The 26,420-nt window shown below is 69.4% G+C and carries 25 protein-coding genes; 9 read left to right on the top strand and 16 right to left on the bottom strand.

All coding sequences use genetic code 11. The features are described 5' to 3' along the window. Window positions 1–24: 24 nt before the first annotated feature. Genes ACI2K6_RS13240 through sdhC form a run of 8 tightly spaced genes read right to left on the bottom strand, consistent with a single transcriptional unit; the run spans window position 25 to window position 7,214 of the window. The gene (locus ACI2K6_RS13240) at window positions 25–555 is read right to left on the bottom strand and encodes a hypothetical protein (RefSeq protein ID WP_404568802.1); all 531 of its coding nucleotides are present in this window, start codon (window positions 553–555) and stop codon (window positions 25–27) included. Continuing rightward, window positions 548–1,552: a tryptophan--tRNA ligase gene (gene trpS / locus ACI2K6_RS13235; RefSeq protein ID WP_112617419.1), complete on the bottom strand. Its 1,005-nt coding sequence runs from the start codon at window positions 1,550–1,552 to the stop codon at window positions 548–550. The genes ACI2K6_RS13240 and trpS overlap by 8 nt, the downstream gene beginning before the upstream one ends. A gap of 50 nt (window positions 1,553–1,602) precedes the next feature. Then, window positions 1,603–2,442, bottom strand: a complete 840-nt coding sequence (locus tag ACI2K6_RS13230; protein ID WP_112617418.1) for an exodeoxyribonuclease III — start codon at window positions 2,440–2,442, stop codon at window positions 1,603–1,605. Window positions 2,443–2,475: 33 nt separating this feature from the next. Continuing rightward, window positions 2,476–3,636, bottom strand: a complete 1,161-nt coding sequence (locus tag ACI2K6_RS13225; protein ID WP_323986419.1) for a YihY/virulence factor BrkB family protein — start codon at window positions 3,634–3,636, stop codon at window positions 2,476–2,478. 57 nt (window positions 3,637–3,693) lie between these two features. Beyond that, window positions 3,694–4,464, bottom strand: coding sequence for a succinate dehydrogenase iron-sulfur subunit (locus ACI2K6_RS13220; RefSeq protein ID WP_094260201.1), 771 nt, complete (start codon window positions 4,462–4,464; stop codon window positions 3,694–3,696). After that, a complete protein-coding gene (gene sdhA / locus ACI2K6_RS13215; protein ID WP_354450012.1) occupies window positions 4,464–6,290 on the bottom strand; it encodes a succinate dehydrogenase flavoprotein subunit in 1,827 nt (608 codons plus the stop codon). Before sdhA ends, ACI2K6_RS13220 begins: the two co-directional genes overlap by 1 nt. Window positions 6,291–6,336: 46 nt before the next feature. Beyond that, window positions 6,337–6,780, bottom strand: a complete 444-nt coding sequence (locus tag ACI2K6_RS13210; RefSeq protein WP_023955540.1) for a succinate dehydrogenase hydrophobic membrane anchor subunit — start codon at window positions 6,778–6,780, stop codon at window positions 6,337–6,339. Beyond that, window positions 6,780–7,214 (bottom strand): succinate dehydrogenase, cytochrome b556 subunit, encoded by a 435-nt coding sequence (gene sdhC, locus ACI2K6_RS13205; RefSeq protein WP_023955538.1) that lies wholly within the window; start codon window positions 7,212–7,214, stop codon window positions 6,780–6,782. Before sdhC ends, ACI2K6_RS13210 begins: the two co-directional genes overlap by 1 nt. A 189-nt stretch (window positions 7,215–7,403) precedes the next feature. On the opposite strand from sdhC, the gene ACI2K6_RS13200 reads away from it, so the two are divergent. From ACI2K6_RS13200 to ACI2K6_RS13165, 8 genes are all read left to right on the top strand, one after another. Next, window positions 7,404–8,519: a mannose-1-phosphate guanylyltransferase gene (locus ACI2K6_RS13200; RefSeq protein ID WP_282501399.1), complete on the top strand. Its 1,116-nt coding sequence runs from the start codon at window positions 7,404–7,406 to the stop codon at window positions 8,517–8,519. A gap of 127 nt (window positions 8,520–8,646) precedes the next feature. Next, on the top strand, window positions 8,647–9,759 hold the full coding sequence (locus ACI2K6_RS13195; protein ID WP_114588573.1) for a BMP family protein: 1,113 nt from the start codon (window positions 8,647–8,649) through the stop codon (window positions 9,757–9,759). A gap of 85 nt (window positions 9,760–9,844) precedes the next feature. Continuing rightward, complete coding sequence (locus tag ACI2K6_RS13190; RefSeq protein ID WP_112617412.1) at window positions 9,845–11,359, top strand: ABC transporter ATP-binding protein; 1,515 nt, start codon at window positions 9,845–9,847, stop codon at window positions 11,357–11,359. Continuing rightward, a complete protein-coding gene (locus ACI2K6_RS13185) occupies window positions 11,356–12,690 on the top strand; it encodes an ABC transporter permease (RefSeq protein WP_274178918.1) in 1,335 nt (444 codons plus the stop codon). The genes ACI2K6_RS13190 and ACI2K6_RS13185 overlap by 4 nt, the downstream gene beginning before the upstream one ends. Further along, entirely contained in the window at window positions 12,690–13,967 is a 1,278-nt protein-coding gene (locus ACI2K6_RS13180; protein WP_282501397.1) for an ABC transporter permease, read from the top strand. The genes ACI2K6_RS13185 and ACI2K6_RS13180 overlap by 1 nt, the downstream gene beginning before the upstream one ends. Before the next feature lie 7 nt (window positions 13,968–13,974). Next, on the top strand, window positions 13,975–14,376 hold the full coding sequence (locus ACI2K6_RS13175; protein ID WP_023955526.1) for a cytidine deaminase: 402 nt from the start codon (window positions 13,975–13,977) through the stop codon (window positions 14,374–14,376). Beyond that, window positions 14,373–15,683, top strand: coding sequence for a thymidine phosphorylase (locus tag ACI2K6_RS13170; RefSeq protein WP_114588570.1), 1,311 nt, complete (start codon window positions 14,373–14,375; stop codon window positions 15,681–15,683). Before ACI2K6_RS13175 ends, ACI2K6_RS13170 begins: the two co-directional genes overlap by 4 nt. A gap of 55 nt (window positions 15,684–15,738) precedes the next feature. Continuing rightward, a complete protein-coding gene (locus ACI2K6_RS13165) occupies window positions 15,739–16,854 on the top strand; it encodes an adenosine deaminase (protein WP_274178917.1) in 1,116 nt (371 codons plus the stop codon). 88 nt (window positions 16,855–16,942) lie between these two features. On the opposite strand, the gene ACI2K6_RS13160 is transcribed toward ACI2K6_RS13165, so the two are convergent. The 8 genes from ACI2K6_RS13160 to ACI2K6_RS13125 form a co-directional block, all read right to left on the bottom strand. Beyond that, a complete protein-coding gene (locus ACI2K6_RS13160; RefSeq protein WP_274178916.1) occupies window positions 16,943–17,746 on the bottom strand; it encodes an endonuclease domain-containing protein in 804 nt (267 codons plus the stop codon). 197 nt (window positions 17,747–17,943) lie between these two features. Continuing rightward, window positions 17,944–18,744 (bottom strand): alpha/beta hydrolase, encoded by an 801-nt coding sequence (locus ACI2K6_RS13155; RefSeq protein ID WP_404568801.1) that lies wholly within the window; start codon window positions 18,742–18,744, stop codon window positions 17,944–17,946. Then, a complete protein-coding gene (locus ACI2K6_RS13150; RefSeq protein WP_274178914.1) occupies window positions 18,741–19,907 on the bottom strand; it encodes a mannitol-1-phosphate 5-dehydrogenase in 1,167 nt (388 codons plus the stop codon). Before ACI2K6_RS13150 ends, ACI2K6_RS13155 begins: the two co-directional genes overlap by 4 nt. Further along, window positions 19,904–20,341 carry a PTS sugar transporter subunit IIA gene (locus tag ACI2K6_RS13145; RefSeq protein WP_274178913.1) on the bottom strand — a complete coding sequence of 146 codons (438 nt, stop codon included), beginning with the start codon at window positions 20,339–20,341 and terminating at the stop codon, window positions 19,904–19,906. The genes ACI2K6_RS13150 and ACI2K6_RS13145 overlap by 4 nt, the downstream gene beginning before the upstream one ends. An 85-nt stretch (window positions 20,342–20,426) precedes the next feature. After that, window positions 20,427–22,010 (bottom strand): PTS mannitol transporter subunit IICB, encoded by a 1,584-nt coding sequence (locus ACI2K6_RS13140; protein WP_112617403.1) that lies wholly within the window; start codon window positions 22,008–22,010, stop codon window positions 20,427–20,429. 48 nt (window positions 22,011–22,058) lie between these two features. After that, window positions 22,059–23,714, bottom strand: coding sequence for a phosphoenolpyruvate--protein phosphotransferase (gene ptsP / locus ACI2K6_RS13135; protein WP_112617402.1), 1,656 nt, complete (start codon window positions 23,712–23,714; stop codon window positions 22,059–22,061). A 50-nt stretch (window positions 23,715–23,764) separates the two neighbouring features. Continuing rightward, entirely contained in the window at window positions 23,765–24,037 is a 273-nt protein-coding gene (locus ACI2K6_RS13130) for an HPr family phosphocarrier protein (protein WP_023955516.1), read from the bottom strand. Next, the gene (locus tag ACI2K6_RS13125; RefSeq protein WP_112617401.1) at window positions 24,034–24,387 is read right to left on the bottom strand and encodes a PTS sugar transporter subunit IIB; all 354 of its coding nucleotides are present in this window, start codon (window positions 24,385–24,387) and stop codon (window positions 24,034–24,036) included. Before ACI2K6_RS13125 ends, ACI2K6_RS13130 begins: the two co-directional genes overlap by 4 nt. A gap of 107 nt (window positions 24,388–24,494) precedes the next feature. Here ACI2K6_RS13125 and ACI2K6_RS13120 point away from each other — a divergent pair, with 107 nt between their 5' ends. After that, window positions 24,495–26,414 carry a transcription antiterminator gene (locus ACI2K6_RS13120; RefSeq protein ID WP_112617400.1) on the top strand — a complete coding sequence of 640 codons (1,920 nt, stop codon included), beginning with the start codon at window positions 24,495–24,497 and terminating at the stop codon, window positions 26,412–26,414. Window positions 26,415–26,420 lie beyond the last annotated feature (6 nt).

Raw genomic sequence — 26,420 nt, 5'->3', positions numbered from 1 at the left:
GGCGAGGACGGGGCCGTCCCGGGATCAGGCAGAGGGGTTCTGCGAGATGTAGACCGCCATCGCGGCGAGGTTCGTCAGGGGAGCCATCGCACCGTTGCCGGGTGCGTCGAAGACCATCGCTTCGACGCCGGCCTCGGCGTAGGACGCGACCCACGCCGCGGCCGACGGGAGCGGCACGGCGAGGAGGCGCGATGCCTCCTCTTCGGGCAGGCCGAAACCGAGGGCGGCTTCATGGGCGCGGTCGGCGGTGGAGAACGCGAAGATCACGGCGCCCTCGTCCGAGCGCAGCGCGAACGGGGTGGGCTCGTCGTCTGAGCCGCGGGCGATGAAGAGCCAGCGGTCGAGCGCGAAGGCGGCGCGCCAGAGTCGCTCCTGCACGGCGGCGTCGGCGGGGGAGGCCTTCGATGCGGCGGCCGACTCATCGAGCGCCTCGATCAGCTCGGGCGCGGGCTCGACCGGCATCTCCGGTGCGGTGGTCGCCGGCGCCGCGTTCTGGTTGCCGTCGGTCGCAGCGGGCAGTCCGGCGTCGGGCGCGGTCGATTCGTTGTCAGACACGACGCAGCAGTCCCAACTTGTCGTAGACGTCAGCGAGCGTGCGGTCGGCGACCTCGTCGGCGCGCGCGGCGTTCGACGCGAGCACCCGGTCGAGCTCGGCCGGGTCGTCGAGCAGCTCGAGGGCACGCTCGCGGACCGGTCCGAACTCGGAGACGACGACCTCGGCCAGTCCCTTCTTGAAGTCGCCGTAGCCGCGACCGGCGTACTCGTCCTCGATCGAGGGGATCTGGCGGCCCGTCAGCGCGGCGTAGATGACGAGCAGGTTCGAGACGCCGGGCTTGTTCTCGCGGTCGTAGCGAACCGAGCCCTCGGAGTCGGTGACGGCCCGCATGACCTTCTTCGCCGACACCTTCGGGTCGTCGAGCAGCCACAGCACGCCGGCATCCGACTCGGCGGACTTCGACATCTTCGAGGTCGGGTTCTGCAGGTCGTAGATGCGCGCGGTGTCCTGCTGGATGACCGGCATCGGCACGCGGAACGTCTCGCCGTAGCGCGAGTTGAACCGCTCGGCCAGGGTGCGCGTCAGCTCGACGTGCTGCTTCTGGTCGTCGCCGACGGGCACGATGTCGGTCTGGTATAGCAGGATGTCGGCGGCCATGAGCACCGGGTAGGTGAAGAGCCCCACGTTGGTGGCGTCGGCGCCGTAGCGCTGCGACTTGTCTTTGAACTGCGTCATCCGGCCGGCTTCGCCGAACCCGGTGATGGTCGAGAGCACCCAGGCGAGCTCGGCGTGCGCGCGGACGTGCGACTGCACGTACAGCGTCGAGCGCGAGGGTTCGATGCCCGCCGCGATGTACTGCGCCGCGGTGCGCCGGGTCTTCGCCCGCAGCTCGGCGGGGTCATTCGGCTGAGTGAGGGCGTGCAGGTCGACGACGGAGAAGAACGCGTCGTAGGTCTCCTGCAGGTCGCGCCACTGCATGAGAGCCCCGATGTAGTTGCCGATCTGGAGCGAATCGGCGGACGGCTGCATTCCGGAGTACAGGCGGGGCTTGGTCACCAGAAGAGTCTACGGGCGTCGCCCCGCGGGCCGTCGCCCCGTCGCCTCGATCAGCCCGGGAAGACGTAGTCGGCGACGACGGGGGCGTGGTCGCTCCACCGGGTGTCCCACGACGGCGCGCGCACGACACGGTAGTCGGTGACGCGCTCCGCGAGCTGCGGCGTGGCGAGGTGGTAGTCGATTCGCCACCCGGTGTCGGTGTCGAACGCCTTTCCGCGGTTGGACCACCACGTGTACGGACCGTCGACCTCGCCGGCGAACCGACGTCCCACGTCGACCCACCCGAGGCCGGTGCCCCGCTCGCCGTCGACGGTGTCGATCTCGACGCCGGCGGGCGCGGTGAACCGGTCGAAATAGGCCCGCTCGCGCGGGAGGAAGCCGGCCTTCTTGCGATTGCCGCGCCAGTTGCGGATGTCGAACTCACGGTGGCCGACGTTCAGGTCGCCGGTGATGACAGCGAGTTCGCCGAGCTGCGGCATCCGCTTCTCCATCGCATCGAGGAAGGCGTACTTCGCGACCTGCTTCTCGGTGTCGGCCTCGCCGGTGAAGACGTACGCGCTGACGACCGTGAGGTGCTCGCCCGCGACCTCGATGTCGGCCTCGACCCAGCGTCCCTTCGAGTCGAGATCGTCGTCGCCGAGCTCGATGCGCCAGACGTCGAGGGGCTCACGGGCGGCGATAGCGACACCTGCGCGCCCCTTCGCGAGCGCCTCGTCGGAGACGAAGTGCCAGTTCGGCAGGGCAGCGGCGAGGTCGGAGGCCTGGGCGCGGACCTCTTGGAGGGTCAGGATGTCGACGTCGGCGGTCTCGAGCCACTCGTGCATTCCCTTGCGGGCGGCGGCGCGGATGCCGTTGACGTTGACGGAGGCGATGCGAAGACGACGTGACACGTCTGCCAGCGTAACCGCGGCCTCCGACAGGGCTCACCGCGCGGCGCGCTGCTCCGCGTCGAGACGTCGCAGCAGCTCGCGCGCCCGCTTCACATCCCGGCGGGCGGGAACTCGCCGCCACCACCCGGCTTCGGCGAGGGCGTGCTCGGCGTCGCGCAGCTGTGCCTCGGCGACCACACGCAGGGCGCGCCGCTCGTCCTCGCGCCTCTCTTCCTCGGTCCTCACCTCGAGCGGGATGCCGTCATCCGCCGCCGACACGGCCACCCACGACGCCGCGACGAGGATGACGATGCCCGCGAGGCGCAGCCAGAGGAGGAATCCGATGAGCACCGAGAACGTCGCGAGGAGCGGGTTGGTGGGGGAGTAGACGGCGAGGAAGCCGGCGCCGAGCTGCAGCACGCTCAGCGCGACGCCGCCGAAGATCGATCCGGGGATGATCTTGCGCCAGGGCAGCGCGGTCCCGGTCAGAAACCGGATGAGCGCGGTGAGGGCGGCCGCGTTGATCACGATCGCGACCAGCACAGACGCGAGTCGGCTGAGCACGTCGATCGTGGTCGACTCGTACGGGATCTCGAAGAGGTCGAACACCTGCCGAACGATGCCGCCCGCCACCAGACCCAGTGCGGCGCCGAGCACGAGCGCGAGGCCGAACAGCAGGGCTGCGCCGAAGTCGCGCAGCTTCAGGAGCAGGTAGTTGCGCGTGTCGAAGGGCAGGCCGAAGATATCGCGCACCGCGCGGCGCGTGAACGTCACGAACCCGATGGCCGTCCAGATCGCGACCGCGAGGGCGACGGCACCCGTCACCGCCAGGACGCTGCCGCTGTTGCGGGCGATGTCGGCGACGTCGGTGGGGGAGACCGGACCGCTGCCGGAGATCAGCCCCGGGATGTAGCTGTTGACGACGTCGATGAGGGCGTCGATCGCCATGCGCGATCCCCCGAGCCACAGCCCGACGACGGCGAACGCCGTGTAGATGGTGGCGAAGAGGGCGAAGAGCGACTGGTAACTGATGCTCGCGGCGAGGAGGAAGCCGTTGTGCCGCAGGAAGTGGCGCCATACCCGGATCGGGAACCAGCCGAGCGTGCGACGCGTGATCGTCGTCGCACGCTCGATGGGCTGGTCGAGCCGCTCGCGCAGCCGAGACGCATCCCACCGTTCGCGCAGCGCATCTGTCGCGGAAGGGTCGGGATCCACGTCGTCGAATCTATCGGCAGCGGTGGCGCGAGCTGATCGGGCGCGAGCCCGGCCGGCTCAACGCCCGCGGAGAACCGCCTGCTTGACCTCGGCGATCGCCTTGGTGACCTCGATGCCGCGCGGGCAGGCCTCGGTGCAGTTGAAGGTCGTGCGGCAGCGCCACACGCCTTCCTTGTCGTTGAGGATGTCGAGGCGCACGTCGCCCGCGTCGTCGCGCGAGTCGAAGATGAAGCGGTGCGCGTTGACGATCGCGGCGGGGCCGAAGTACTGGCCGTCGGTCCAGAACACGGGGCACGACGAGGTGCACGCGGCGCAGAGGATGCACTTGGTGGTGTCGTCGAAGATCTCGCGGTCGGCGATCGACTGGATGCGCTCCTTGCCGGCCTCGGGCTTCGAGTTGGCGATGAGGAAGGGCTGCACGTCGCGGTAGGAGGCGAAGAACGGCTCCATGTCGACGACGAGGTCCTTCTCCAGCGGCAGGCCCTTGATCGCCTCGACGTAGATCGGCTGCGAGATGTCGAGGTCCTTGATCAGCGTCTTGCAGGCCAGGCGGTTGCGCCCGTTGATGCGCATCGCGTCGGACCCGCAGATGCCGTGCGCGCACGAGCGGCGGAAGGTCAGCGACCCGTCGACATCCCACTTGATCTTGTGGAGGGCGTCGAGGACGCGGTCGGTCGAGTAGAGCTCGACGTCGTAGTCGACCCACCTCGGCTCGCTGTCGACCTCGGGGTCGAAGCGCCGGATGATGAAGGTGACCAGGAACGACTGGATGCCGGTGTCGTTCGCCGCCTCGGCAGGGGCCGCGGCATCGGTTTCGACGATCGTCATCAGTACTTCCTCTCCAGCGGCGGGTACCGCAGTTCGCCGTTCTCGTTCTTGGTGAACACGACGGGCTTCCAGTCGAGCCGGATGTGGTCCTCGGCGTGCGACGAGTGGGGGTCGCCCGACAGATAGGCCATCGTGTGCTTCATGTAGTTCTCGTCGTCACGCGTCGGGAAGTCATCGCGCATGTGGCCGCCGCGACTCTCCTTGCGGTTGCGAGCGGCGACCACGACGACCTCGGCGATGTCGAGCAGGAAGCCCAGCTCGACCGCCTCGAGCAGATCGGTGTTGAACCGCTTGCCCTTGTCGTCGACGTGGATGTTCTTGAACCGCTCGCGCAGGTCGGCGATGACGTCCATGACGTGCAGGAGCGACTCCTCGGTGCGGAACACCTGGGCGCCCTTGTCCATCTCGTCCTGGAGCGTCTTGCGCAGGACCGCGATGCGCTCGGTGCCGGGGTTGTTGCGCACGCCTTCGATGAGTTCGCGCACGTCCTTGGCGGGGTCCGCGGGCAGCGGCACGAAGTCGGCGGTCTTGACGTACTCGACGGCGTTGCGGCCGGCGCGCTTGCCGAAGACGTTGATGTCGAGCAACGAGTTGGTGCCGAGGCGGTTCGAGCCGTGCACCGAGACGCACGCGCACTCGCCGGCGGCGTAGAGGCCCGGCACGACGGTGGTGTTGTCGGCGAGCACCTCAGCCTCGACGTTCGTGGGGATGCCGCCCATCGCGTAGTGCGCCGTGGGCATGACGGGCACCGGCTCGACGACGGGGTCGACGCCGAGGTAGGTGCGGGCGAACTCCGTGATGTCGGGGAGCTTGGTCTCGAGGACTTCGGCGCCCAGGTGCGTGCAGTCGAGCAGCACGTAGTCGCGGTGGGGACCGGCGCCGCGGCCTTCGGCGACCTCCTGCTGCATGCATCGCGAGACGATGTCGCGGGGAGCGAGGTCCTTGATGGTGGGCGCGTAGCGCTCCATGAACCGCTCGCCCGACGCGTTGCGGAGGATCGCGCCCTCGCCGCGTGCGCCTTCCGTGAGCAGGATGCCGAGACCGGCGAGGCCGGTCGGGTGGAACTGGAAGAACTCCATGTCCTCGAGCGGCAGGCCCTTGCGCCAGACGATGCCGACGCCGTCGCCCGTGAGGGTGTGGGCGTTCGAGGTCGTCTTGTAGATCTTGCCGAAGCCGCCGGTGGCGAAGATGACGGCCTTCGAGTGGAAGACGTGCAGGTCACCGGTCGCCAGGTCGTAGGCGACGACGCCCGCCGTCTGGGTCGAGCCGTCGGGCGCGGTCACCGTGATGAGGTCGAGCACGTAGTACTCGTTGAAGAAGTTGATGCCGAGCTTGACGCAGTTCTGGAACAGCGTCTGCAGGATCATGTGGCCCGTGCGGTCGGCGGCGTAGCAGGCGCGGCGCACCGGCGACTTGCCGTGGTCGGCGGTGTGGCCGCCGAAGCGGCGCTGGTCGATCTTGCCCTCGGGGGTGCGGTTGAAGGGCAGGCCCATGTTCTCGAGGTCGATGACCGCGTCGATGGCCTCCTTGGCGAGGATCTCCGCCGCGTCCTGGTCGACGAGGTAGTCGCCGCCCTTGACGGTGTCGAAGGTGTGCCACTCCCACGAGTCCTCTTCGACGTTGGCGAGCGCCGCCGCCATGCCGCCCTGCGCCGCACCGGTGTGCGAGCGGGTCGGGTACAGCTTCGAGATCACCGCGGTGCGGGCACCCGGACCGGCTTCGATCGCCGCCCGCATGCCGGCGCCGCCGGCGCCGACGATGACGATGTCGAACTGGTGGTAGTGGATGCCGTCCTTGACGACGACCGCTTCGGTCTGGGTGCTCACGGGGCGAGCCTTTCGTTGCTGTGATTCACGTCGTCGGAGCGCAGGGTCAGCCCTGGCAGGTCTCCCAGAGCATGCTGTCCGCGGTCACTCCGAGGCAGGGGTCGAAGGTGAACACGACCAGGGTGCCGAGCAGGATCAGCAGACCTGCCGAGAGCCAGATGGCCCACACGAGGACCTTCCGCGCCGTCGCACCCGTGACGTAGTCGTTCACGATCGTGCGCATGCCGTTCGCGCCGTGGATCAGGGCGAGCCAGAGCATCAGCACGTCCCACCACTGCCAGAACGGGCTGGCGAACTTTCCGGCCACGAAAGCGAAGTCGATGCCCTTGATGCCCTCGCCGAGCATGAGGTTGACGAAGAGGTGGCCGAAGATCAGGACGACCAGCAGCACGCCGGAGGCGCGCATGTAGACCCAACCCCACTTCTCGAGGTTGGCGCCCTTCTTGCGGACCTGCGGGCTGCGGGGAGCGGCAAGGGTGTCGGCGGTCATCAGTGACCCCCTCCAATCTCGGAGAGAACGATGGGCACGTGACGCGCCGCGAAACCGATGATGGTGACGGCCCAGACCGCGAGGACACCCCACCACAGCTGACGCTGGTGGCGCGTCGCCCACGGCCACAGGTCGACGGCGATGATGCGCAGACCGTTGAAGGCGTGGTAGACGATCGCGGCGACGAGGGCGACCTCGCCGAGACCCATGATCGGGTTCTTGTAGGTGCCGATAACGGCGTCGTAGGCCTCGGGCGACACGCGGATCAGCGCGGTGTCGAGCACGTGGACCAAGAGGAAGAAGAAGATGGCCACGCCGGTGATGCGGTGAAGCACCCACGACCACATGCCCTCGTTGCCGCGGTACAGCGTGCCGCGCGGGGTCTTGGATGTGGTCTGGGCTACCGACGGTGTGACGCGTGCTGGTGCAGACACGGTCGTCCTCCCTGGATCGAACACGGTTCGTGGGGGCGATCGATGCCCCGGTGGGGCGATTGACCCCCGGCGTCACATGGGCGCACATCGATTCTAGGCCGGGAAAATGACGCGGGGCGACGAAGGGCACCCTAAAGAAAGCGGGTTCTTGCGCCGGGGGCTGCGGCCGCGTCCCGGTACGCTCGGAGCATGATCGACGAGATCCCGGACTTCTACGCCGTCATCCCTGCAGGAGGCGTGGGCAGCAGGCTGTGGCCGCTGTCGCGTGCCGACGCGCCGAAGTTCCTGCACGACCTCACCGGATCGGGCCACTCGCTGCTGCGCGACACCTGGGACCGGCTTGCGCCGCTCGCAGGGCCCGACCGCATCGCTGTCGTCACCGGTCGCGCCCACCGTGCGGCCGTCGAGTCTCAGCTCCCCGGCATCCCCGACAAGAACGTGTTCCTCGAATCGGAGCCGCGCGACTCGGCGGCCGCGATCGGTCTGGCGGCCGCGATCCTCCACCGGCGGCATCCCGACGTCATCATCGGCTCGTTCGCGGCCGATCACGTGATCCGCGGCAGCCGGGTCTTCGAGTTCGCGGTCCGAGACGCGGTCGAGGTCGCGCGCGAGGGCTACATCTGCACGATCGGCATCACCCCCTCCGAGCCCGCTGTCGGCTTCGGCTACATCAAGCGCGGCGGCGAACTGATCGTCGAGGGCGCTCGCGACGCCTCTCTCGTCGAGCGTTTCGTCGAGAAGCCCGACCTCGAGACGGCGCGAGCCTATGTCTCCGACCGGTCGTACCTCTGGAATGCGGGCATGTTCATCTCGCGGGCCGATGTCCTCCTGGCCGAGATCGAGGCGAACAGCCCCGAACTGCACGCGGGCCTGCTCGAGCTCGCCGAGGCCTGGGACGATCGCGACCGGCGCGGTCCCGCCGTCGACCGCATCTGGCCGCAGCTGAAGAAGATCGCGATCGACTACGTCGTCGCCGAGCCCGCCGCCGAGAAGGGCAAGCTCGCCGTCGTGCCGGGGCACTTCGACTGGGACGACGTCGGCGACTTCGCGAGCCTCGCGAAGCTCAACTCCAACGGACGCAAGAACGACCTGGCCATCCTCGGCGAGAACGCCCGCATCCTCTCGGACGCGGCCAGCGGCATCGTGGTCAGCCACACCTCGCGGGTCATCAGCCTGATCGGCGTGAAGGACATCGTCGTCGTCGACACTCCCGACGCGCTTCTGGTGACCACGAGCGAGAACGCGCAGCGCGTCAAGCACGTGGTCGACGCCCTCAAGCTGACGGGACGCGGCGACGTTCTGTGACGCGCACATTGCGTCTTTGTAACCATTCGCGGGGCGGGGTGCGTCCGGGGTGCAACCCGGACGAAACAGTAGGTAACTTCTTTCCAGCCGCCGCGAAGTCCGCGGCGCCTTCAATGTGGAGGCTGCATTGACACTCTCGACCCCCCAGAAGCTCGTCGGCATCACAGCTGCCGCGGGCCTTCTCGTCGCCCTCGCCGGTTGCGGAGCCGCACCCGATGAGGCTGGCGGATCCGCCGCACCCGAGGCGGGCTCGGACTTCACCCCCTGCCTGGTCTCCGACGAGGGCGGCTGGAACGACCGTTCGTTCAACCAGTCGGCGAAGGAGGGCATGGACCGCGCGGCGAAGGAGCTCGGCGTCGAATCGATCGAGGTCGAGTCCACCACCGAGAACGACTACGCGCCGAACCTCGAGACGCTCGTCTCGGAGGGCTGCGACCTGATCGTCGCCGTCGGCTACAAGCTCGCCCCGGCCACCGTCGCGTCGGCCACCGCGAACCCCGACATCGACTACGCCATCATCGACGACTACGCCGACACCGATTTCGACGGCAAGACCGACGCCCCCAACATCAAGCCGCTGGTGTTCAACACCGCGGAGGCCGCCTACCTCGGTGGCTACGCGGCGGCCTCGTGGTCGGCTGAGGCCGGCGTGAACAAGGTCGGCACCTTCGGTGGCGACAAGTTCAACTCGGTCACCGTCTTCATGGACGGCTTCCAGCTCGGTGTCGAGAAGTACAACGAGGACAAGGGCGCGAACGTCGGCGTCGTCGGCTGGGACATCACCGCTCAGGACGGCAACTTCACCGGTGGCTTCACCGCCAACGACACTGCGAAGCAGGTCGCTCAGGGCATCCTCGACCAGGGTGTCGACGTGATCCTGCCCGTCGGCGGCCCGATCTACCAGAGCGCCGCGCAGGCCATCCGCGAGGGCAACCGCGACGTCGTCATGCTCGGCGTCGACAGCGACCTCGCCGTCTCGGACGACACGGTCGCCGACCTGACGCTCGTGTCGATCCAGAAGGCGATCGACGTCTCCGTCTACGACGCCACCGTCGCGGCGCAGGGCGGCGACTTCACGACCGACCCGTACGTCGGCACGCTGAAGAACGAGGGTGTCAAGCTGTCGAGCTTCCACGACTTCGAGTCGCGTCTGCCGGCCGGTCTCGCCGACGAGCTGACCGCCCTGCAGGAGGCGATCGTCGCCGGTGACATCACCGTGGACTCGCCGAACTCTCCGTGAGCTCATGAGTCGTCGGGGCCGGGGGACGGAAGTTCCCCGGCCCCGACCGCTGTCCACCCACCATCCGTCGCATAGATTGGCCGACATGAAGCTCGAACTCCGGGGCATCACCAAGCGCTTCGGCACCCTGGTCGCCAACGACCACATCGACCTCGTCGTCAGGCCGGGCGAGATCCACGCTCTCCTCGGGGAGAACGGCGCCGGCAAGTCGACGCTCATGAACGTCCTCTACGGCCTCTATCAGGCCGATGAGGGCCACATCCTCCTCGACGACGTCGTCCAGGACTTCCGCGGACCCGGCGACGCCATGAGCGCGGGCATCGGCATGGTGCACCAGCACTTCATGCTCGTCCCGGTCTTCACCGTCGCCGAGAACGTCATGCTCGGTCACGAGAACACCAAGGGCCTCGGCGTCCTCGACCTCGCCGCGGCCCGCGCACACGTGCGTGCCGTGGCCGACCGCTTCGGCTTTCAGATCGACCCCGACGCCGTCGTCGGAGATCTGCCCGTCGGCGTGCAGCAGCGCGTCGAGATCATCAAGGCGCTCTCGCGCGAGGCCAAGGTGCTCGTCTTCGACGAGCCCACCGCGGTGCTCACGCCGCAGGAGACCGACGAGCTCATGGCGATCATGCGCCAGCTGCGCGACGAGGGCACCTCGATCGTCTTCATCACCCACAAGCTGCGCGAGGTCCGCGAGGTCGCGGACCGCATCACCGTCATCCGGCTGGGCAAGGTCGTCGGCGAGGCATCGCCGACGGCGAGCAACGCCGAACTGGCGGCGCTCATGGTCGGCCGCCCCGTCGAGATGGTCGTCGCCAAGGGGGCCCCGAACGTGGGGGAGGGCGGCCTCGTGCTCGACGGCATCCGCGTCGTCACGCCCTCGGGGATCGTCGTCGTCGACGACGTCGACCTGCAGGTGCAGTCGGGCGAGGTCGTCGCGATCGCGGGCGTCCAGGGCAACGGCCAGACCGAGATCGTCGAAGCGATCCTCGGGCTGCTGCCGATCGACCACGGCTCGATCCGCCTCGACGGCGACGAGCTGGGCGGGCGCAGCGTGCGCGCGATCCTCGACCGCGGTGTCGGCTTCGTGCCCGAGGATCGCAAGGAGGACGGTCTCGTCGGGGCGTTCTCCGTGCAGGAGAACCTCATCCTCGACCGCTCCGACGACCGCGCCTTCACTCGTGCGGGCACGATCGACCGCCGCGCCCTCGAGGCGTTCGCGCGTGAGCGCATCGCCGAGTACGACATCCGCACGCAGGGCCCCGACACGGCGGTCGGCACCCTGTCGGGCGGCAACCAGCAGAAGGTCGTCATCGCACGCGAGATGGCCCGCCCGCTGCGTCTGCTCGTCGCGGCGCAGCCCACGCGCGGCGTCGACGTGGGCAGCATCGAATTCATCCACAAGCGCATCATCGAGGCCCGTGACTCCGGCGTCGCCGTCCTCGTCGTCTCGACCGAGCTCGACGAGGTGGTCGCCCTGGCCGACCGCATCGCGGTGATGTACCGCGGTCGCATCGTCGGCGTCGTCCCGGCGACGACGCCGCGCGACGTGCTCGGCCTGATGATGGCCGGCGAGGTCCCCGAGGAGTCAGCAGCATGACCACCCCCACCCCCGGTCCCGGCCCCGACCTCCCCGTCGAGCCCGCGGACTCGCAACTGCCCCCCGTCGGCGGACCCCTGACCGGCAAGCCCGAGGTGGCCCCGCCGCCGACGACGAACCGCATCATCAGCGAGGTGATGCGCAGCAGCGGCGTCATCACCGTGCTCGCCATCGTGCTCGCGCTCATCGTCGGCGGCATCATGATGGCCGTCACGGACGAGCGCGTGGCCGCGGCATCCGGCTACTTCTTCGCCCGCCCGGGCGACACGCTGGTCGCGATCTGGCAGTCGGTGTCGGGCGGATACGACGCCCTGTTCCGCGGCGCCGTGTTCAACACGCGCGTCGACGGCTTCGCGACGCAGATCCGTCCGCTCACGAACACGCTCGGCTTCGCAGCGCCGCTGATCGCGGCGGGTCTCGGTGTCGCGCTGGCCTTCCGAGCCGGTCTGTTCAACATCGGCGGCCGCGGCCAGATCCTCATCGGCGCTGCGTTCGCGGCCCTCGTGACGTTCAACCTCGACCTGCCGATGTTCATCCACCTGCCGCTGACCCTGATCGCCGGCATCGTGGGCGGGGCCCTGTGGGGCGGGCTTGTGGGACTGCTGAAGGCGCGCACCGGCGCGCACGAGGTGATCCTCACGATCATGCTCAACTACATCGCCTACTACCTCGTCAGCTGGATGGTGCGCACCCCCTCGCTGCTGCAGCAGACCGGCACGACGCAGTCGATCTCGCTGCGTACCCCGGACTCCGCGCAGTTCCCCGAGCTGCTCGGCCCGCAGTATCCGCTGCTGGACTGGGGCTTCATCGTCGTCATCATCGCGACGATCGTCGTGTGGTGGGTCATCGAGCGCTCCAGCCTCGGGCTGCGCCTGCGCGCCGTGGGCGAGAACCCGCACGCGGCACGCGCCGCGGGCATCTCGGTCGAGCGCATGTACATCTACGCGATGCTCTTCGCCGGCGGGCTCGCGGGCCTCGCGGCCATGAACCAGGTGCAGGGCCAGGTCACCACCGGCTTCACCGGCTCGATCGACGCGGGCATCGGATTCGACGCGATCACGGTCGCCCTGCTCGGGCGTTCGCGTCCGTGGGGCGTCTTCGCCGCCGGCATCCTGCTCGGCGCGCTCAAGGCGGGCAGCTTCACGATGCAGGGCTCCGAGGGCATCCCCGTCGAGATCGTGCTCGTGGTGCAGGCGCTCATCGTCCTGTTCATCGCAGCCCCGCCGCTCGTCCGGACGATCTTCTTCCTTCCCAAGACCGAAGCTGAGAAGCGCGCGTCGGGCCGCACGAAGAACTCGTCGCGCCGCGCCGCTGTGAAGGCGGGTGCCTGATGGCAACGACCGATCTGACCTCCGCCGCCGCGGCCCCCGCCGCGGTGAAGGTCCGCCACCTCAAGCCGGCCATCGCGCTCGGCGTCGCCACCGTGCTGCTGGCACTGCTGTTCGCCCTGGTCCCGCGCGGCGGCACGAGCACGTTCCGTCTCGCCGACGGCGGGTCGACGATCCCGATCCCGGACGTCGCCCTCCCGACGGGGCCGACCAGCTGGGCGCTGCTCGCCCTGATGGCCGTCATCACGGGCGTCGCGGCGTGGGACGCCCTCGCCTATCGCCGCCCTCGCACCTGGCTGATCGCGGTGGCCGGTTTCGTGGGGGTGTTCGCCTTCCTCGTCTGGGCCGCGGCCGAGGGGCTCGTGCCCGTCATCGGTCTGCTGTTCGGTGCGGTGTCGCTGTCTGTCCCGCTCATCTTCGGCGCCCTCGGCGGCGTCATCGGTGAACGGGTCGGTGTCGTGAACGTCGCCATCGAGGGCCAGTTCCTGCTCGGCGCCTTCGGCGCGGTGCTCGTCGGCAGCATCACCGGCAACCCGTTCATCGGACTGATCGCCGCCATGGTCGGCGGCGTCCTGGTGAGCCTCGTCCTCGCGGTCTTCTCGATCCGTTACCTCGTCGATCAGGTCATCGTCGGCGTCGTGCTGAACGTGCTGGTGACCGGCCTCACCGGCTTCCTCTTCGGAGCGCTCCTCGCGCCGAACGAGGCGACGCTCAACCGCGCGACGACCTTCCAGCGCCTGCCGATCCCGCTGCTCAGCGACATCCCCGTCATCGGACCCGTGCTGTTCAACCAGACGTTCATCGTCTACCTGATGTACGTCACGGTCGGTCTCGTCGCGTGGGGTCTGTACCGCACCCGCTGGGGTCTGCGTCTGCGCGCCGTCGGCGAGCACCCGCAGGCGGCGGACACCGTCGGCATCAAGGTGAACCCGACCCGGTTCTGGAACGTCAGCCTCGCCGGTGCGATCGCCGGCGCCGGTGGTGCGTACTTCACGCTGGTGTCGGTGCCGACCTTCACCAAGGAGATGACCGCGGGCCTGGGCTTCATCGCCCTCGCCGCCGTGATCTTCGGACGCTGGGACCCGATCCGCGCCACCCTCGCGGCGCTGCTGTTCGGGTTCGCGACGAACCTGCAGAACCTTCTGACGGTGCTGCGGACGCCGATCCCCAGCGAGTTCATGCTCATGCTGCCCTACCTCGTGACGATCCTCGCGGTCGCCGGGTTCGCGGGGCACATCCGTGGGCCGGCCGCCGCCGGCAAGCCGTACATCAAGGGGTGACACCGCTGTGACAGACATCGATTGGGACGAGCTGCGCGCCGTCGCGACGGAAGCCATGACGCGCGCCTACGCGCCGTACTCGCGCTACCGGGTGGGCGCGGCAGCGCTCGTCAGCGACGGACGCATCGTCTCGGGATGCAACGTCGAGAACGCGTCGTACGGCGTCGGGCTGTGCGCCGAGTGCGCCCTCGTCGGCGACCTGCACATGTCGGGCGGCGGACAGCTCGTCGCCTTCGTGTGCGTCAACAACGACGGGCAGACGATCATGCCGTGCGGTCGGTGCCGCCAGCTGCTGAACGAATTCGCCCTGCCCGGAATGCTGCTCGAGACCGTCTCGGGCATCCGCACGATCGACGAGGTGCTGCCCGATGCGTTCGGGCCCCGCGACCTCGAGGAGGCCGCCCGATGAGCGCCGAGTCCACCGCATCCGCTGTCGAGGCGTTCGACGCCGTCGACGTCATCCGCACCAAGCGTGACGGGGGTGCCGTCCCTGAGGACGCGCTCCGCTGGATGATCGACGCGTACACGCGCGAGTACGTCGCCGACTCGCAGATGGCGGCTTTCGCGATGGCGGTGCTGCTCAATGGGATGCAGCGCGACGAGATCCGCGTCATGACCGACGCGATGATCGCTTCGGGCGAGCGCATGAGCTTCGCCGGTCTCGGCAAGCGCACGGTCGACAAGCACTCCACCGGCGGTGTCGGCGACAAGATCACTCTGCCGCTCGCGCCGCTCGTCGCCGCGTTCGGCGTCGCCGTGCCGCAGCTGTCGGGACGCGGCCTCGGCCATACCGGCGGCACGCTCGACAAGCTCGAGTCCATCCCCGGCTGGCGTGCCGCGCTGTCGAACGACGAGATGTTCGCGCAGCTTCGCGACGTCGGCGCCGTGATCTGCGCCGCGGGATCGGGCCTCGCGCCCGCCGACAAGCGGCTGTACGCGCTCCGCGACGTCACCGGCACGGTCGAGGCGATCCCGCTGATCGCCTCGAGCATCATGTCGAAGAAGATCGCCGAGGGCACCGAGTCGCTCGTGCTCGATGTGAAGTTCGGCTCCGGCGCCTTCATGAAGGACGTCGACAAGGCTCGCGAGCTCGCCCGCACGATGGTCGCGCTCGGCGCAGACTCGGGGGTCGCGACGACCGCGCTCCTCACCGACATGAACGCCCCGCTCGGTCTCGCGATCGGAAACGCGAACGAGGTCCGCGAATCGGTGGAGGTGCTCGCCGGCGGCGGCCCCGCCGACGTCGTCGAACTGACCGTCGCGCTCGCGCGCGAGATGCTCGCGCTCGCGGGTCAGCCCGACGCCGACGTGGAGGCCGCCCTCGCCGACGGCCGGGCCATGGACGTCTGGCGCCGCATGATCCAGGCACAGGGCGGCGACCCGGATGCCGCACTCCCGACGCCCCGCGAGACGCACACGATCACCGCGCCGACGGCCGGCGTCGTCTCTCGCCTTGAGGCGCTGCCCTTCGGCATCGCCGCCTGGCGTCTCGGTGCCGGCCGTGCGCGTGCCCAGGACCCCGTCATCCACGCCGCGGGCATCGACCTGCACGTCAAGCCGGGCGACGAGGTGGCAGCCGGTCAGCCGCTTTTCACCCTGCTGGCCGATGATGGTGCGCGGTTCGACCGCGCTCTCGACGCGCTGCACGGCGCGTGGGAGATCGACGACGACGCCCCGCCTGCGGGGCCGCTCGTCCTCGAGCGCATCACAGCCTGAGCCCGCCGGCACACCCCGTCCGTCCACCCGCCCGTTTCTTCCGGAGGAGCCCGTCATGCCGATCGAACAGCACGCCGACGTCAAACTGCAGGGCGTTTCCGTCCGGTCGCTGCCGAAGGTGTCGCTGCACGACCACCTCGACGGCGGTGTCCGCCCCGCGACCATCGTCGAACTGGCGGACGAACTCGGGCTCGACGTGCCCGAGACCGACGCCGACGACCTCGCCGACTGGTTCGAGGAGCAGAGCGACTCGGGTTCGCTCGTCGACTACATCAAGACCTTCGAGGTCACGCTCGGGGTCATGCAGACCGGCGAGGGACTGCGCCGCATCGCGCGCGAGTTCGTCACCGACCTCGCCGCCGACGGCGTGGTCTACGGCGAGGTGCGGTGGGCGCCCGAACAGCACCTGCGCGGCGGACTGTCGCTCCAGGAGGCCGTCGACGCCGTGCAGGAGGGCATCGAGGAGGGCGAGGATGCCGCCGAGGCGAAGGGTCACGACATCCGCGTCGGTCAGATCCTCTCGGCGATGCGTCAGGCCGACCGCTCGCTCGAGATCGCGCGTCTGGCGGTCGACAACCGCGGTCGCGGAGTCGTCGGCTTCGACATCGCGGGACCCGAGGACGGCTTCCTCCCCGCACAGCACCGCGAGGCGTTCGACTACCTCGCCTCGGAGTTCTTCCCGGTGACGGTGCACGCGGGCGAGGCTGCGGGACTCGACTCGATCCGATCGGCGCTCATCGACGGCCGGGCGCTGCGCCTCGGTCACGGCGTGCGCATCGCGTCGGACCTCAACGTCGTCTCGCGTGAGGGCGAAGAGGTGCTCGTCCAGTTCGGCGACCTCGCCCGGTGGGTGCGCGACCGCGAGATCCCGCTCGAGCTGTCGCCCTCGTCCAACCTGCAGACCGGAGCCATCGCCGGATGGGGCACGCAGTGGGAGGACCACCCCTTCGACCTGCTGTACCAGCTGGGCTTCTCGGTCACCGTGAACGTCGACAACCGCACGCAGAGCCGCACCTCGCTCACGCGAGAACTCGCGACTCTGGCGCAGACCTTCGACTACGACCTCGACGACCTCCAGGCCTTCCAGCTGAACGCCGCCGCCGGTGCTTTCCTCTCGGTCGAGGAGCGCGAGGAGCTGATCGAGGTCATCGCCGAGGGCTTCGGAGCCTGACCCCGAACTGGGACCCAACTCCTCAGATTTGTGCCGATTGCGCGGAGTTTGCGCGTTCCACCGAGGCCCTGAAGCTGGATCTGAGGAGTTAGCGCGCCGGACGGTTCGACACCACAGCTCGGAGCTGGTGCGCCAGCCGGTCGCGGTGGTGGAAGATGTCCTCGGCGAGCGGACGAATGGTCATGTACCCCTGGGTCGCGGCTGCGAGATCTCGTCGCTTGTCGCGCTTCTGGGCATCCCAGCCCGAGTGGTGGGCCTCGCTGTCGCATTCGATGATCAGCCACCCCTCGACGAGGAAGTCGACGCGGCCTACCCCGGGGATGACGACCTGGCTCTCGAAGCGGCACCCGATCGACCGGAGAATGAGGCGGAGGAGCGACTCGGAACCAGATTCTGCTGAGGGGTCGAGCAGTGGACGGAGGCGTCGGTAGCGGCGCGGCAATCTCTGAAAGACATCCTCGATGTCCTCCGCGTCGATCATGCGCTGGTGCCAGGCGTTGTCGAGAGTGGCGACCGCTGCGCGCGGATCTTGGCAGCGGCAGGCCTGCGCAAGGGCCGACACGAGATCGGCGGCAACCGAAGTCGGCGGGTCGTCATCGATTCGCCAGTGCCGGATGACGCCGTCGGGCGCCGCCGGAAGCCTGCTGGACCCGACGCGGGCGTTCACATGCAGAGAGTGTCGATCCAGGACGAACACGCCGACAGCTTTCAGCAGCGACACGCAGTCGAGACGGCAGCCCAGACGCGCCGCCGCCAGGAGATCGTGATGAGTCGAGGCGGGAAGGTAACGGCCGCGGCGGACACGGACCAGCGTTCCCTCCGCGAGCGCGCGGTCGATCTCTGAACGGCGGAGACCGAGGTCTGTCGCGCTCTTCCAATCCGTCGGCAGCACTCCGGCAGTATGCGAACTCCGTGCCTCCTGCGGGGGCGTAGTGCGCTGCTGTGGACAGCAGGCCCCGGAATCAGCTCGGGGGAGGATCCGCTGCCCCGGCATCAACTCCTCAGTTTCTCAACCTCCGCAGGACCCGCTGCAGTCTCGGGCGTCTTCGGCGCCCACATCTGAGGAGTTATGCCGCCCGGGCCACCGGGTCAGCGGGGGAGAGAGGCCACGAGGTCCGACAGAGCCGCAGTAACCTCGGCGCGCATGTCGGGATCGGAGATGGTGGGGGTGCCGTCGCCGGCCTGCGGGCCGTAATCGCCGAAGGATGCGTGGCTGGCGCCGTCGATCTCGACGAAGGTCGTATCCGCGGGGAGGAGGTGGCGGTTGTCGTCGACCTTCTGAGGGGTCGTCAGGCCGTCCTCCGAGCCGGACAGGCTGAGCACCGGCAGCCCCGACGCCGACAGATCGGTCGCGCAGTACGACGCGAACAGGACGAGCCCGTCGGCATCCGCGGCCAGCTGACAGGCCCGTACGCCACCGAGCGAATGCCCACCGACCAGCCAGGTGTCCACACCGGGGACGAGCTCGGTGAACGACGAGAGCGGGCGAGGGTCGAAGAAGGCGAGGTTCAGCCACGGCCGGGTGATCACCACGGTGACGTCGTCGTCGGCGACGACATCGGCCAGGATCGCGGCGTATGCCTCGGCCTGCACCTTCGCACCCGGCACGAAGACGAGTCCGACCTCTGCCGGTCCCGCAGCCGGTTCGAGCACGAGACTGCCGCCTGCCTCCGACATGACGATGCGCTCGTCGGCGCGGACGGCGTCGAGCGGCCCCGCCTCGGCGTCCATGACTCCGACCTGGCTCCAGACCAGCATGCCGATCACCGCGGCCGCGACGATCCCGACGACCGACAGAACGACGACGAGGACGATCCGACGCCGTCGCGAGCGACGGTGCGGGCGAGCGGGCTCGTCACCCGTCGCCTGCACCGCTGCCGCGTCGCTCATCGAGCGTCGGAGCCGATCGCCGCCTGACGTTCGGAGACGGCGCGCTCGACCCGCGGGTACAGCGGGTGCGAGGGCTCGAGTCCGGTAACGGATGCCGTGAAGGATGCCGCGTCCTCGGCGCGCAGGCGCTGCTGAAGCTCGACGGACTGCGGGTCCTCCGGGTCGTCGAACGCGAGGGCGGCACCGATCGCCGCGACCAGCGCATCGACCGACAGGCCGGCCTCGGCTGCTTCCGCGGCCGGGCCGACGAAGCGCTCGTGCCGGGAGAGCTTGCGCAGTGGCTGACGCCCCACACGTCCGACGGTGTCGGGCAGCTCGGGGTTGGCGAAGCGCCGCAGGATCGTGGCACGGTAGTCCGCGAGCTCGCCGGCGTCGAGACCGTGCTTGTGGACGAGGAGCGCCGAGGTCTCTTCGAGCGCGGCCGAGACGCTCGCGGCGATCTCCGGCACGGCGAGGGCTTCGGCCACGGTCGGGGTGCCGGCCTGCGCGCCGAAGTAGGCGGTCGTGGCGTGTCCGGTGTTGACCGTGAAGAGCTTGCGCTCGATGTACGGCTCGAGGTCCTCGACGAAGTGCGCGCCGGGGATGTTCGGCAGTTCGCCGCCGAACGGGCCGGACTCGATCGCCCACTCGTAGAACGGCTCGACCGTGACGTCGACTCCGGCGCCGGCGGGCTGCGCGGGCACGATGCGGTCGACGGCGGTGTTGGCGAAGATCGCTCGGCCCGAGACGGTCTCCCACGCGTCACCGGCCTGGGCGCGGATCTCGTCGCGCAGCAGGTCGGTGGCGCCGATCGCGTTCTCGCAGGCCATCACGGCCAGCGGTGCCGCGGCCGGGTCGCGCAGAGCGAGGCCGGCGAGGATGTGGGGCGCGATGAACTTCAGAACGGTGGGACCCACCGCGGTCGTGACGACGTCCGCGTTCGCGACGGCATCCGCGACGGCCTGCGGGTCCTCCGCGCTGTTGAGTGCGCGGAAACCGGTGACGGTGCGGTCGACACCGCCCTCGCCGACCTCGTGGACGGTGTACTCGGAGGCGGCGTTGATGGCGTCGACAAGGGGAGCGGCGACGTCGGAGAAGACGAGCTCGTAGCCGCCTTCGTTCAGGAGGAGGCCGACGAAGCCGCGGCCGATGTTGCCGGCTCCGAAGTGGACCGCGGTGCTCACTGGTTCACCGAAGCGAGCAGGGCGTAGAGCTCATCGGGGGTCCGCGCGGCCTTCAGGCGAGCGACGTCGTCCTCCTCGGAGAAGAGCAGGGCGATCTGAGACAGGATGTCGAGGTGCTCGTCGCCCTTGCCGGCGATGCCGACGACGAACGAGACCGGCTCCCCGCCCCAGTCGACACCGCCGTCGTAGCGGACGAACGACAGCGCCGAGTCGAGGATCGCGTCCTTGGTCTCGTTGGTGCCGTGGGGGATGGCGAGCTCGTTGCCCATGTACGTCGACACGGTCTGCTCGCGCTGCTGCATGGCGTCGAAGTACGCGGAGGTCACGGCACCTGCGGACTCGAGCAGGTCAGCGGCCTCCTTCATCGCCTGTTCGCGGGTGGCGCTTCCGGAGTGGATGCGGATCTGACCGATGTTCAGGACCTCACGTGCCATGTCTGTCTCCTTCGAATGATGTTGCTGGGGGATGACGCGGGGCCGGGGCGGATGGACCGCCCCGGCCCCGGTCTGGGTTTCGAGCCTACGCGTCGGCGTCGTGCTGCTTGCGGACCATCTCCACGACCTCGTCGTACTTCGGCGAGTTCATGAAGTTGTCCACCGACACGTGAACCGCGTCGGGGTTCTGCGCCTTGGCGCGGTCGGTCAGCTGCTGCTGCGTGATGACCAGGTCGGCGGTGCCGTCGAGGTTCGCGATCGCCTTGTTGACGACCGTGACGTCCTCGATGCCGGCCTTCTTGAACTTGTTGCGCAGGACGCTCGCGCCCATCGCGGACGAGCCCATGCCGGCGTCGCAGGCGAACACGACCGACTGGATTGGCTTCGTCGCCGTCGCGGTGGCGGCGCCGGTCTCGGCTGCTGCACCGGTGGCGGCGGCAGCACCCGATGCGCGCAGACCCGACAGGGCCTCCGAGCTCTTGCCCTTGTTGGCCTCGGTGCGTGCGATCGCGTCCTCGAAGGTGCCCTCACCAGCCTGCTCGCGAGCGAGGTCGCGCTTGCGGCTCGCCAGCAGGATCGCCGCCGAGACCGCGAACGTCACACCGGCCGAGATGATCACCGAGAGGATGACGCCGAGGTGGCTGCCCGGGGCGGTCTGGATGAGCACCGCGAAGATGGATCCCGGCGAGGCCGCGGCGACCAGGCCGGAGTTGAAGATGGCGTTCGTGGCAACACCACTGGCGCCGCCGGCGATGAGCGCGACGATCAGGAGGGGCTTCGCCAGCACGTACGGGAAGTACACCTCGTGGATGCCGCCGAAGAACTGGATGATGAACGCACCCGGTGCGGTACCGCGCGCGATGCCGACCCCGAAGACGGAGATCGCGAGCAGGAGGCCGGCACCCGGGCCGGGGTTCGCCTCGACGAGGAAGAGCAGGCTCTTCCCGGTCTCGAGCGACTCCTGGGTTCCGAGCGGGGTGAACACGCCGTGGTTGATGGCGTTGTTGAGGAACAGAACCTTCGCGGGCTCGACGATGATGCTCGCCAGCGGGATCAGGCCGCGGTCGACGAGGAAGCCGACGGCGCCACCGAGCACGTCGGTGACGAACTTCATCACCGGGGCGAGCCAGAAGAAGGCTGCGAGCGCGGCGAAGAATGCGACGAAGCCGGCGCTGAAGTTGTCGACGAGCATCTCGAATCCGGCGCGGACCTTGCCCGCCCACAGCTTCTCGATCCACTTGAGTGCCAGGGCGGTCAGGGGACCGGCGACCATTGCGCCGAGGAACATGATGGTCCCCGAGGCGCCCACGATGACGCCCATCGCAGCGACGGCGCCGACGACACCGCCGCGGACACCGAAGACCATGCGGCCACCGGTGTAGGCGATCAGGGTGGGCAGCAGGTAGGTGATGATGGGACCGACCAGGCCGGTCCACTCGGTGCCGTCAGGGGTGACCCCGCCGCCGAGCATGCGGGAGTCGGCCCACTGCCAGGCCTCGATCGGCCCGTCCTGTCCGACCCATCCCGTGTCGATGAACAGAGCGGTGATCAGACCCCATGCGATGAAGGCCGCGATGTTGGGCATGACCATTCCCGAGAGGAAGGTTCCGAAGCGCTGGACGCGGACCCGGACCCCACCTCCCGCGGGTGGTGTTGACGTCGTTGTCATTTCTGGTTCTCCTTCTGGTGCAGTGTGTGGTGCGGGTGCTGGTGCTGATCAGATGCCGGCGGCGGTCTGGGCGGCGGCACGTGCCGAGGCCGCGTCGGTCGCGGTCAGGGCGGCCTCGGCGATGCGGCGGGCGTCGTCGAGGGTGTGGTTGAGCAGGGTGGCGCGAACGTCGGCGAGCGCGGTGGGCGCCATCGACAGGCTCGTGGCGCCGAGGCCCACGAGCACGACGGCCAGCAGCGGGTCAGCTGCGGCCTCGCCGCAGATGCCCACGGGCTTGCCGTTGGCCTGGCCCGCCTTGCCGGTCTCATGGATGAGACGCAGCACAGCCGGGTGCCAGGGGTCCTGGAACGACGACACCGAACCGAGCAGGCGGTCGGCGGCGAGCGTGTACTGGGTGAGGTCGTTGGTGCCGATCGAGGCGAAGTCGGCGACCTTGAGGACGTGGTCAGCGAGCAGCGCCGACGACGGCACCTCGACCATGACACCCGCGGTCTTGATGCCGTACTCGCGGGCGATGCCGACGAAGTACTCGGTCTCCTCGACGGTCGAGACCATCGGCGCCATGACCCACAGGTCGGCCTCGGTCGCGGCATCCGCCTCGGCGAGCGCGGTGAGCTGTTCGCGCAGGATGTCCTCGCTGGCGCGCAGGGCGCGGAGACCGCGGAGGCCGAGCGCCGGGTTCTCCTCGTGCGCGTCGTTGAGGAACGCGAGCGGCTTGTCGGCGCCGGCATCCAGCGCGCGGACGACGACCTTCTGGCCCGGGAACGCCTGCAGCAGCTTCGTGTAGGCCTCGCGCTGCTGGGCGACGGTGGGCGCCTGCGACGAGCTGAGGAAGAGGAACTCGGTGCGGAAGAGGCCGACGCCCTCGGCGCCCAGCTCGACGGCCTGTGCCGCGCCCTCGGGCTTGCCGAGGTTCGCCAGCAGCGGGATGGCGGTGCCGTCGGCGAGCGCGCCGGGGGTGATCGGGGCGGATGCCGCCGACTTGCGCTCGTCGGCACGGTTCTGCGCCTGTGCGAGCTCGTCCTCGCTCGGGTCGGTCGTGACGACGCCCTTCGCGGCGTCGACGATGACCGTCTCGCCCTCGGAGAGGCTGGCGGCGTCCGTGACGCCGACGACGGCGACGATCGACTTCTCGCGGGCGAGGATCGCGGTGTGCGAGGTGGGCCCGCCCTCGGAGGTCACCAGCGCCAGGACCATGTCGAGGTCGAGCAGCGCGGTGTCGGCGGGGGCGAGGTCCTTGGCGACCAGCACGAAGGGGTGGCCCGGCTCGGGGACACCCGGTGCGGGGACGCCGCGGAGGTGAGCGATGACGCGCTGCGCGACGTCGTCGAGGTCGGCGGCGCGCTCGCCGAGATAGCCGCCCATCGCGGACAGCTGGTCGCGGAACGAGGCGAAGGCGTCGTACACGGCGAACTCGCCGGTCTTGCCGGCCTGCAGGCGGGTCGAGACCTCGGCCTCGAGGCTCGGGTCCTCGGCCATCATGGCCTGCGCTTCGAGCACGTCGCGGGCGGCGCCGCCCGCCTGTGCGCCACGCTGTTCGAGCTCGCGCGCGACAGCGGCGACGGCATCCTTCACGCGCGCCGTCTCCTCGTCGAGCGACAGCTCCGACTTCTCGTCCTTCGGCGCGGGAAGCGGCTCCGCCATCCGTGCGATCGGTCCCTGCGCGACTCCCAGGCCGATGCCCACTCCGCGAAGCTCACTCATTGCTCGATCTCCTTCGTATCGTCCGTGTTCGTATCGATGGTCGTTCGTGGTCACTCGTCGTGATCGGTGGCGAGCAGGTCGGCGAGTTCGTCCAGGACGCTCTCGGCGCTGTCGCCGTCGGCCGTGAGGGTGACGTAATCGCCGTACTCGACGCCGAGCGCGATGACTCCGAGGATGCTCGCGGCGTTCACGGGAGAGCCCGAGCCCTTCGCGATCGTGACGTTGGCACCCGACTGCTTGACCGCCTGGGCGAACAGCTTCGCGGGACGGGCGTGGAGCCCGTTGGACGATCCGATGCGGACGGTACGCGATGCCTCGCTCATGAGGGGGTCCTCTCCGTTGAAGGGATGTCGGTGCTGGAACGTGTCGTGGTGGTGGCCGGAGCGGTGATCAGCGCGAGCGTCCGGCTCCCGTCGAGATCTCGGAAGATGTCGGCGGGCATCAGGATGACGCGCGTTCCGCGGGCAGCCGCGGCCTCGGTGATCCGGTCCAGCTTCGGGATGAGCTGGGGGCCGACGAGGACGATGTCCGCCGCGTCGAGATCGATCGGCAGTGACTGCTCGGTTCCGGCGGTGGCGGTGATGTCCAGGCCACGCGTCTGCGCCGCATGGCGCACCCGCTGTGCGACGAAAGTACTCGACGCGCCCGCGCCGCATACGACCAGGATCCTCATCGACCCGCCTCCTCCTCTCCCCATTGTTGTGAGACCCCTGAGAGGCGACAAGGTCTTCCTGCTTCCGCAGGGGCGGAAGGTCGGCCGGGCCATGATGGAATGGGAGCGTGACCAGGAGCCGGCAGGACCGCGTCCTCGCGATTCTCGCGCGCGACGGCGACTGGGTGACCGCAGCCGCGCTCGCGGATGCGATCGGGGTCACGCCGCGCTCGATCCGCAGCTACGTCACGGCCCTGAACGCCCGGGTGCCGGATGGCGTCGTGGTCGAGTCCGGACCGCAGGGCTACCGCGCGGGGCCGGAGAGCGCCGCGGCGGTGCATGTGGGCGACGCCGGCACTCCGCGCGACCGGCTGCACCGTCTGGTGCGCGCGCTGCTCGATTCCCCGGACGGAATCGACGTCTTCGAGACGGCCGAGGCCTTCTTCGTCAGCCCCGCCACGATCGATGCCGATCTCAGCCGGGTGCGCGGGCTGCTCGGCGGCACCGAGCTCAGCCTGGAACGCACGTCGTCGCGGGCACGGCTGCGCGGCACCGAGATGGCCCAGCGACGGCTGCTCAGCAGGCTCGCCCACGAGGAGACCGATGACGGCTCCTTCGACCTCGACAGCCTCCGTCGCACTCTCGGCGAACGGTCCGTCGGGGCGGTCGCCTTCGGCCCCTTCAAGGACGACCTGGTCACCGAGCTGACCGAGCTCGGCTACTTCGTCAACGAGTTCGGCATCGGGGATGTCGTCATGCACATCGCCATCGCCGCCGACCGGATCACGCGGGGTCGGGCTCTCGAAGTGGCGGAGGCCGACGACGCCGCGTTCCGCGCGGAGGTCGGCGACATCCTCGACCGCCTCACGCGCCGGCACCTCGGCGTCGTGCTCGGGTCGGGCGACCGTCAGCATCTCGCCGCCCTCGTGCTCACGCGCGTCGTGGCGCCCGGTGCGACCGAGCCGGCGGCGCTCATCCGCGAGCGCATCGACCCGGACGTCGCGACCGCCGTCCGGGACGTCGTGCGGCGGGCGGCCGCGGAGTTCCTCGTCGACATCGACCAGGAGGACTTCGTGCTGCGCCTGTCGCTGCACGTGCAGAACCTCAAGCACCGGGCACGCGAGCAGGCGTGGTCGCGCAACCCGCTCACACGATCGCTGAAGACGACGTATCCGATGATCTTCGAGGTCGCCGTGTACATCGCCGACGCGCTGCGGGGTCTGCTCGGCATCCCGCTCCTCGACGACGAGATCGCCTACATCGCGATGCACGTCGGCGGGCGCCTCGAACGCAGCCGGCTCTCGGCGCAGGCGCTGACGGCGACGATCGTGTGCCCCGGGTACTACGAGCTGCACGAGCTGTTGCGCTCGAGCGTCGACCGTTCGCTGGGACAGGCACTCGACGTGGTGGGCGTCGAGACGCGCGTCGACCCGGACTGGGCCTCCATCGACACCGACCTCATCCTGTCGACCATCGCGCCTCCGGTCATGAGCGACCGGATCGTCCACATCCAGCCCTTCCTCACCGACGCCGACATCGATCGGGTGCAGACCGCCGCCGCGCGGCTCCGCCGGGCCCGGCGCCTGACGCGCTTGCGCGCCGAGCTGGAGCGCTACTTCGACCCGTCCGCGTTCATCCGCGGGCTCGACGGCGACGGGGGAGAAGAGGCCGCGATCCGCCGGCTGGGCTCACTGCTGGTCGATCAAGGCGTCATCGACGACGACTACATCGAGCGCACGATCGAGCGCGAGCGGCTCTCGTCCACAGCCTTCACCGACGCGCTCGCCGTCCCGCACGCCATCGGGATGACCGCGACGCGTACGGCCATCTCGCTCGGGATCGCCGACCCTTCGATCGCATGGGGTGACGGCCGGGTGCAGGTCGTCGCGATGGTCGCCTTCTCGGAGTCGGACCGCGCCGCGTTCCAGACGGTCTTCGAGCAGCTGGTCGAGGTGTTCAGCGAGCGCGAGAGCGTGCAGCGCATCGTGCGACGGGGGACCACCTTCAGCGCCTTCCTCGACGAGCTCGTCGCGGTCGTCGACGGCTGATCGCTC

It is taken from the genome of Microbacterium sp. NPDC006705, assembly GCF_044903545.1.
In the GTDB taxonomy this organism is placed as follows: domain Bacteria; phylum Actinomycetota; class Actinomycetes; order Actinomycetales; family Microbacteriaceae; genus Microbacterium; species Microbacterium plantarum.
This window is presented reverse-complemented; position numbering and strand designations above follow the sequence as displayed.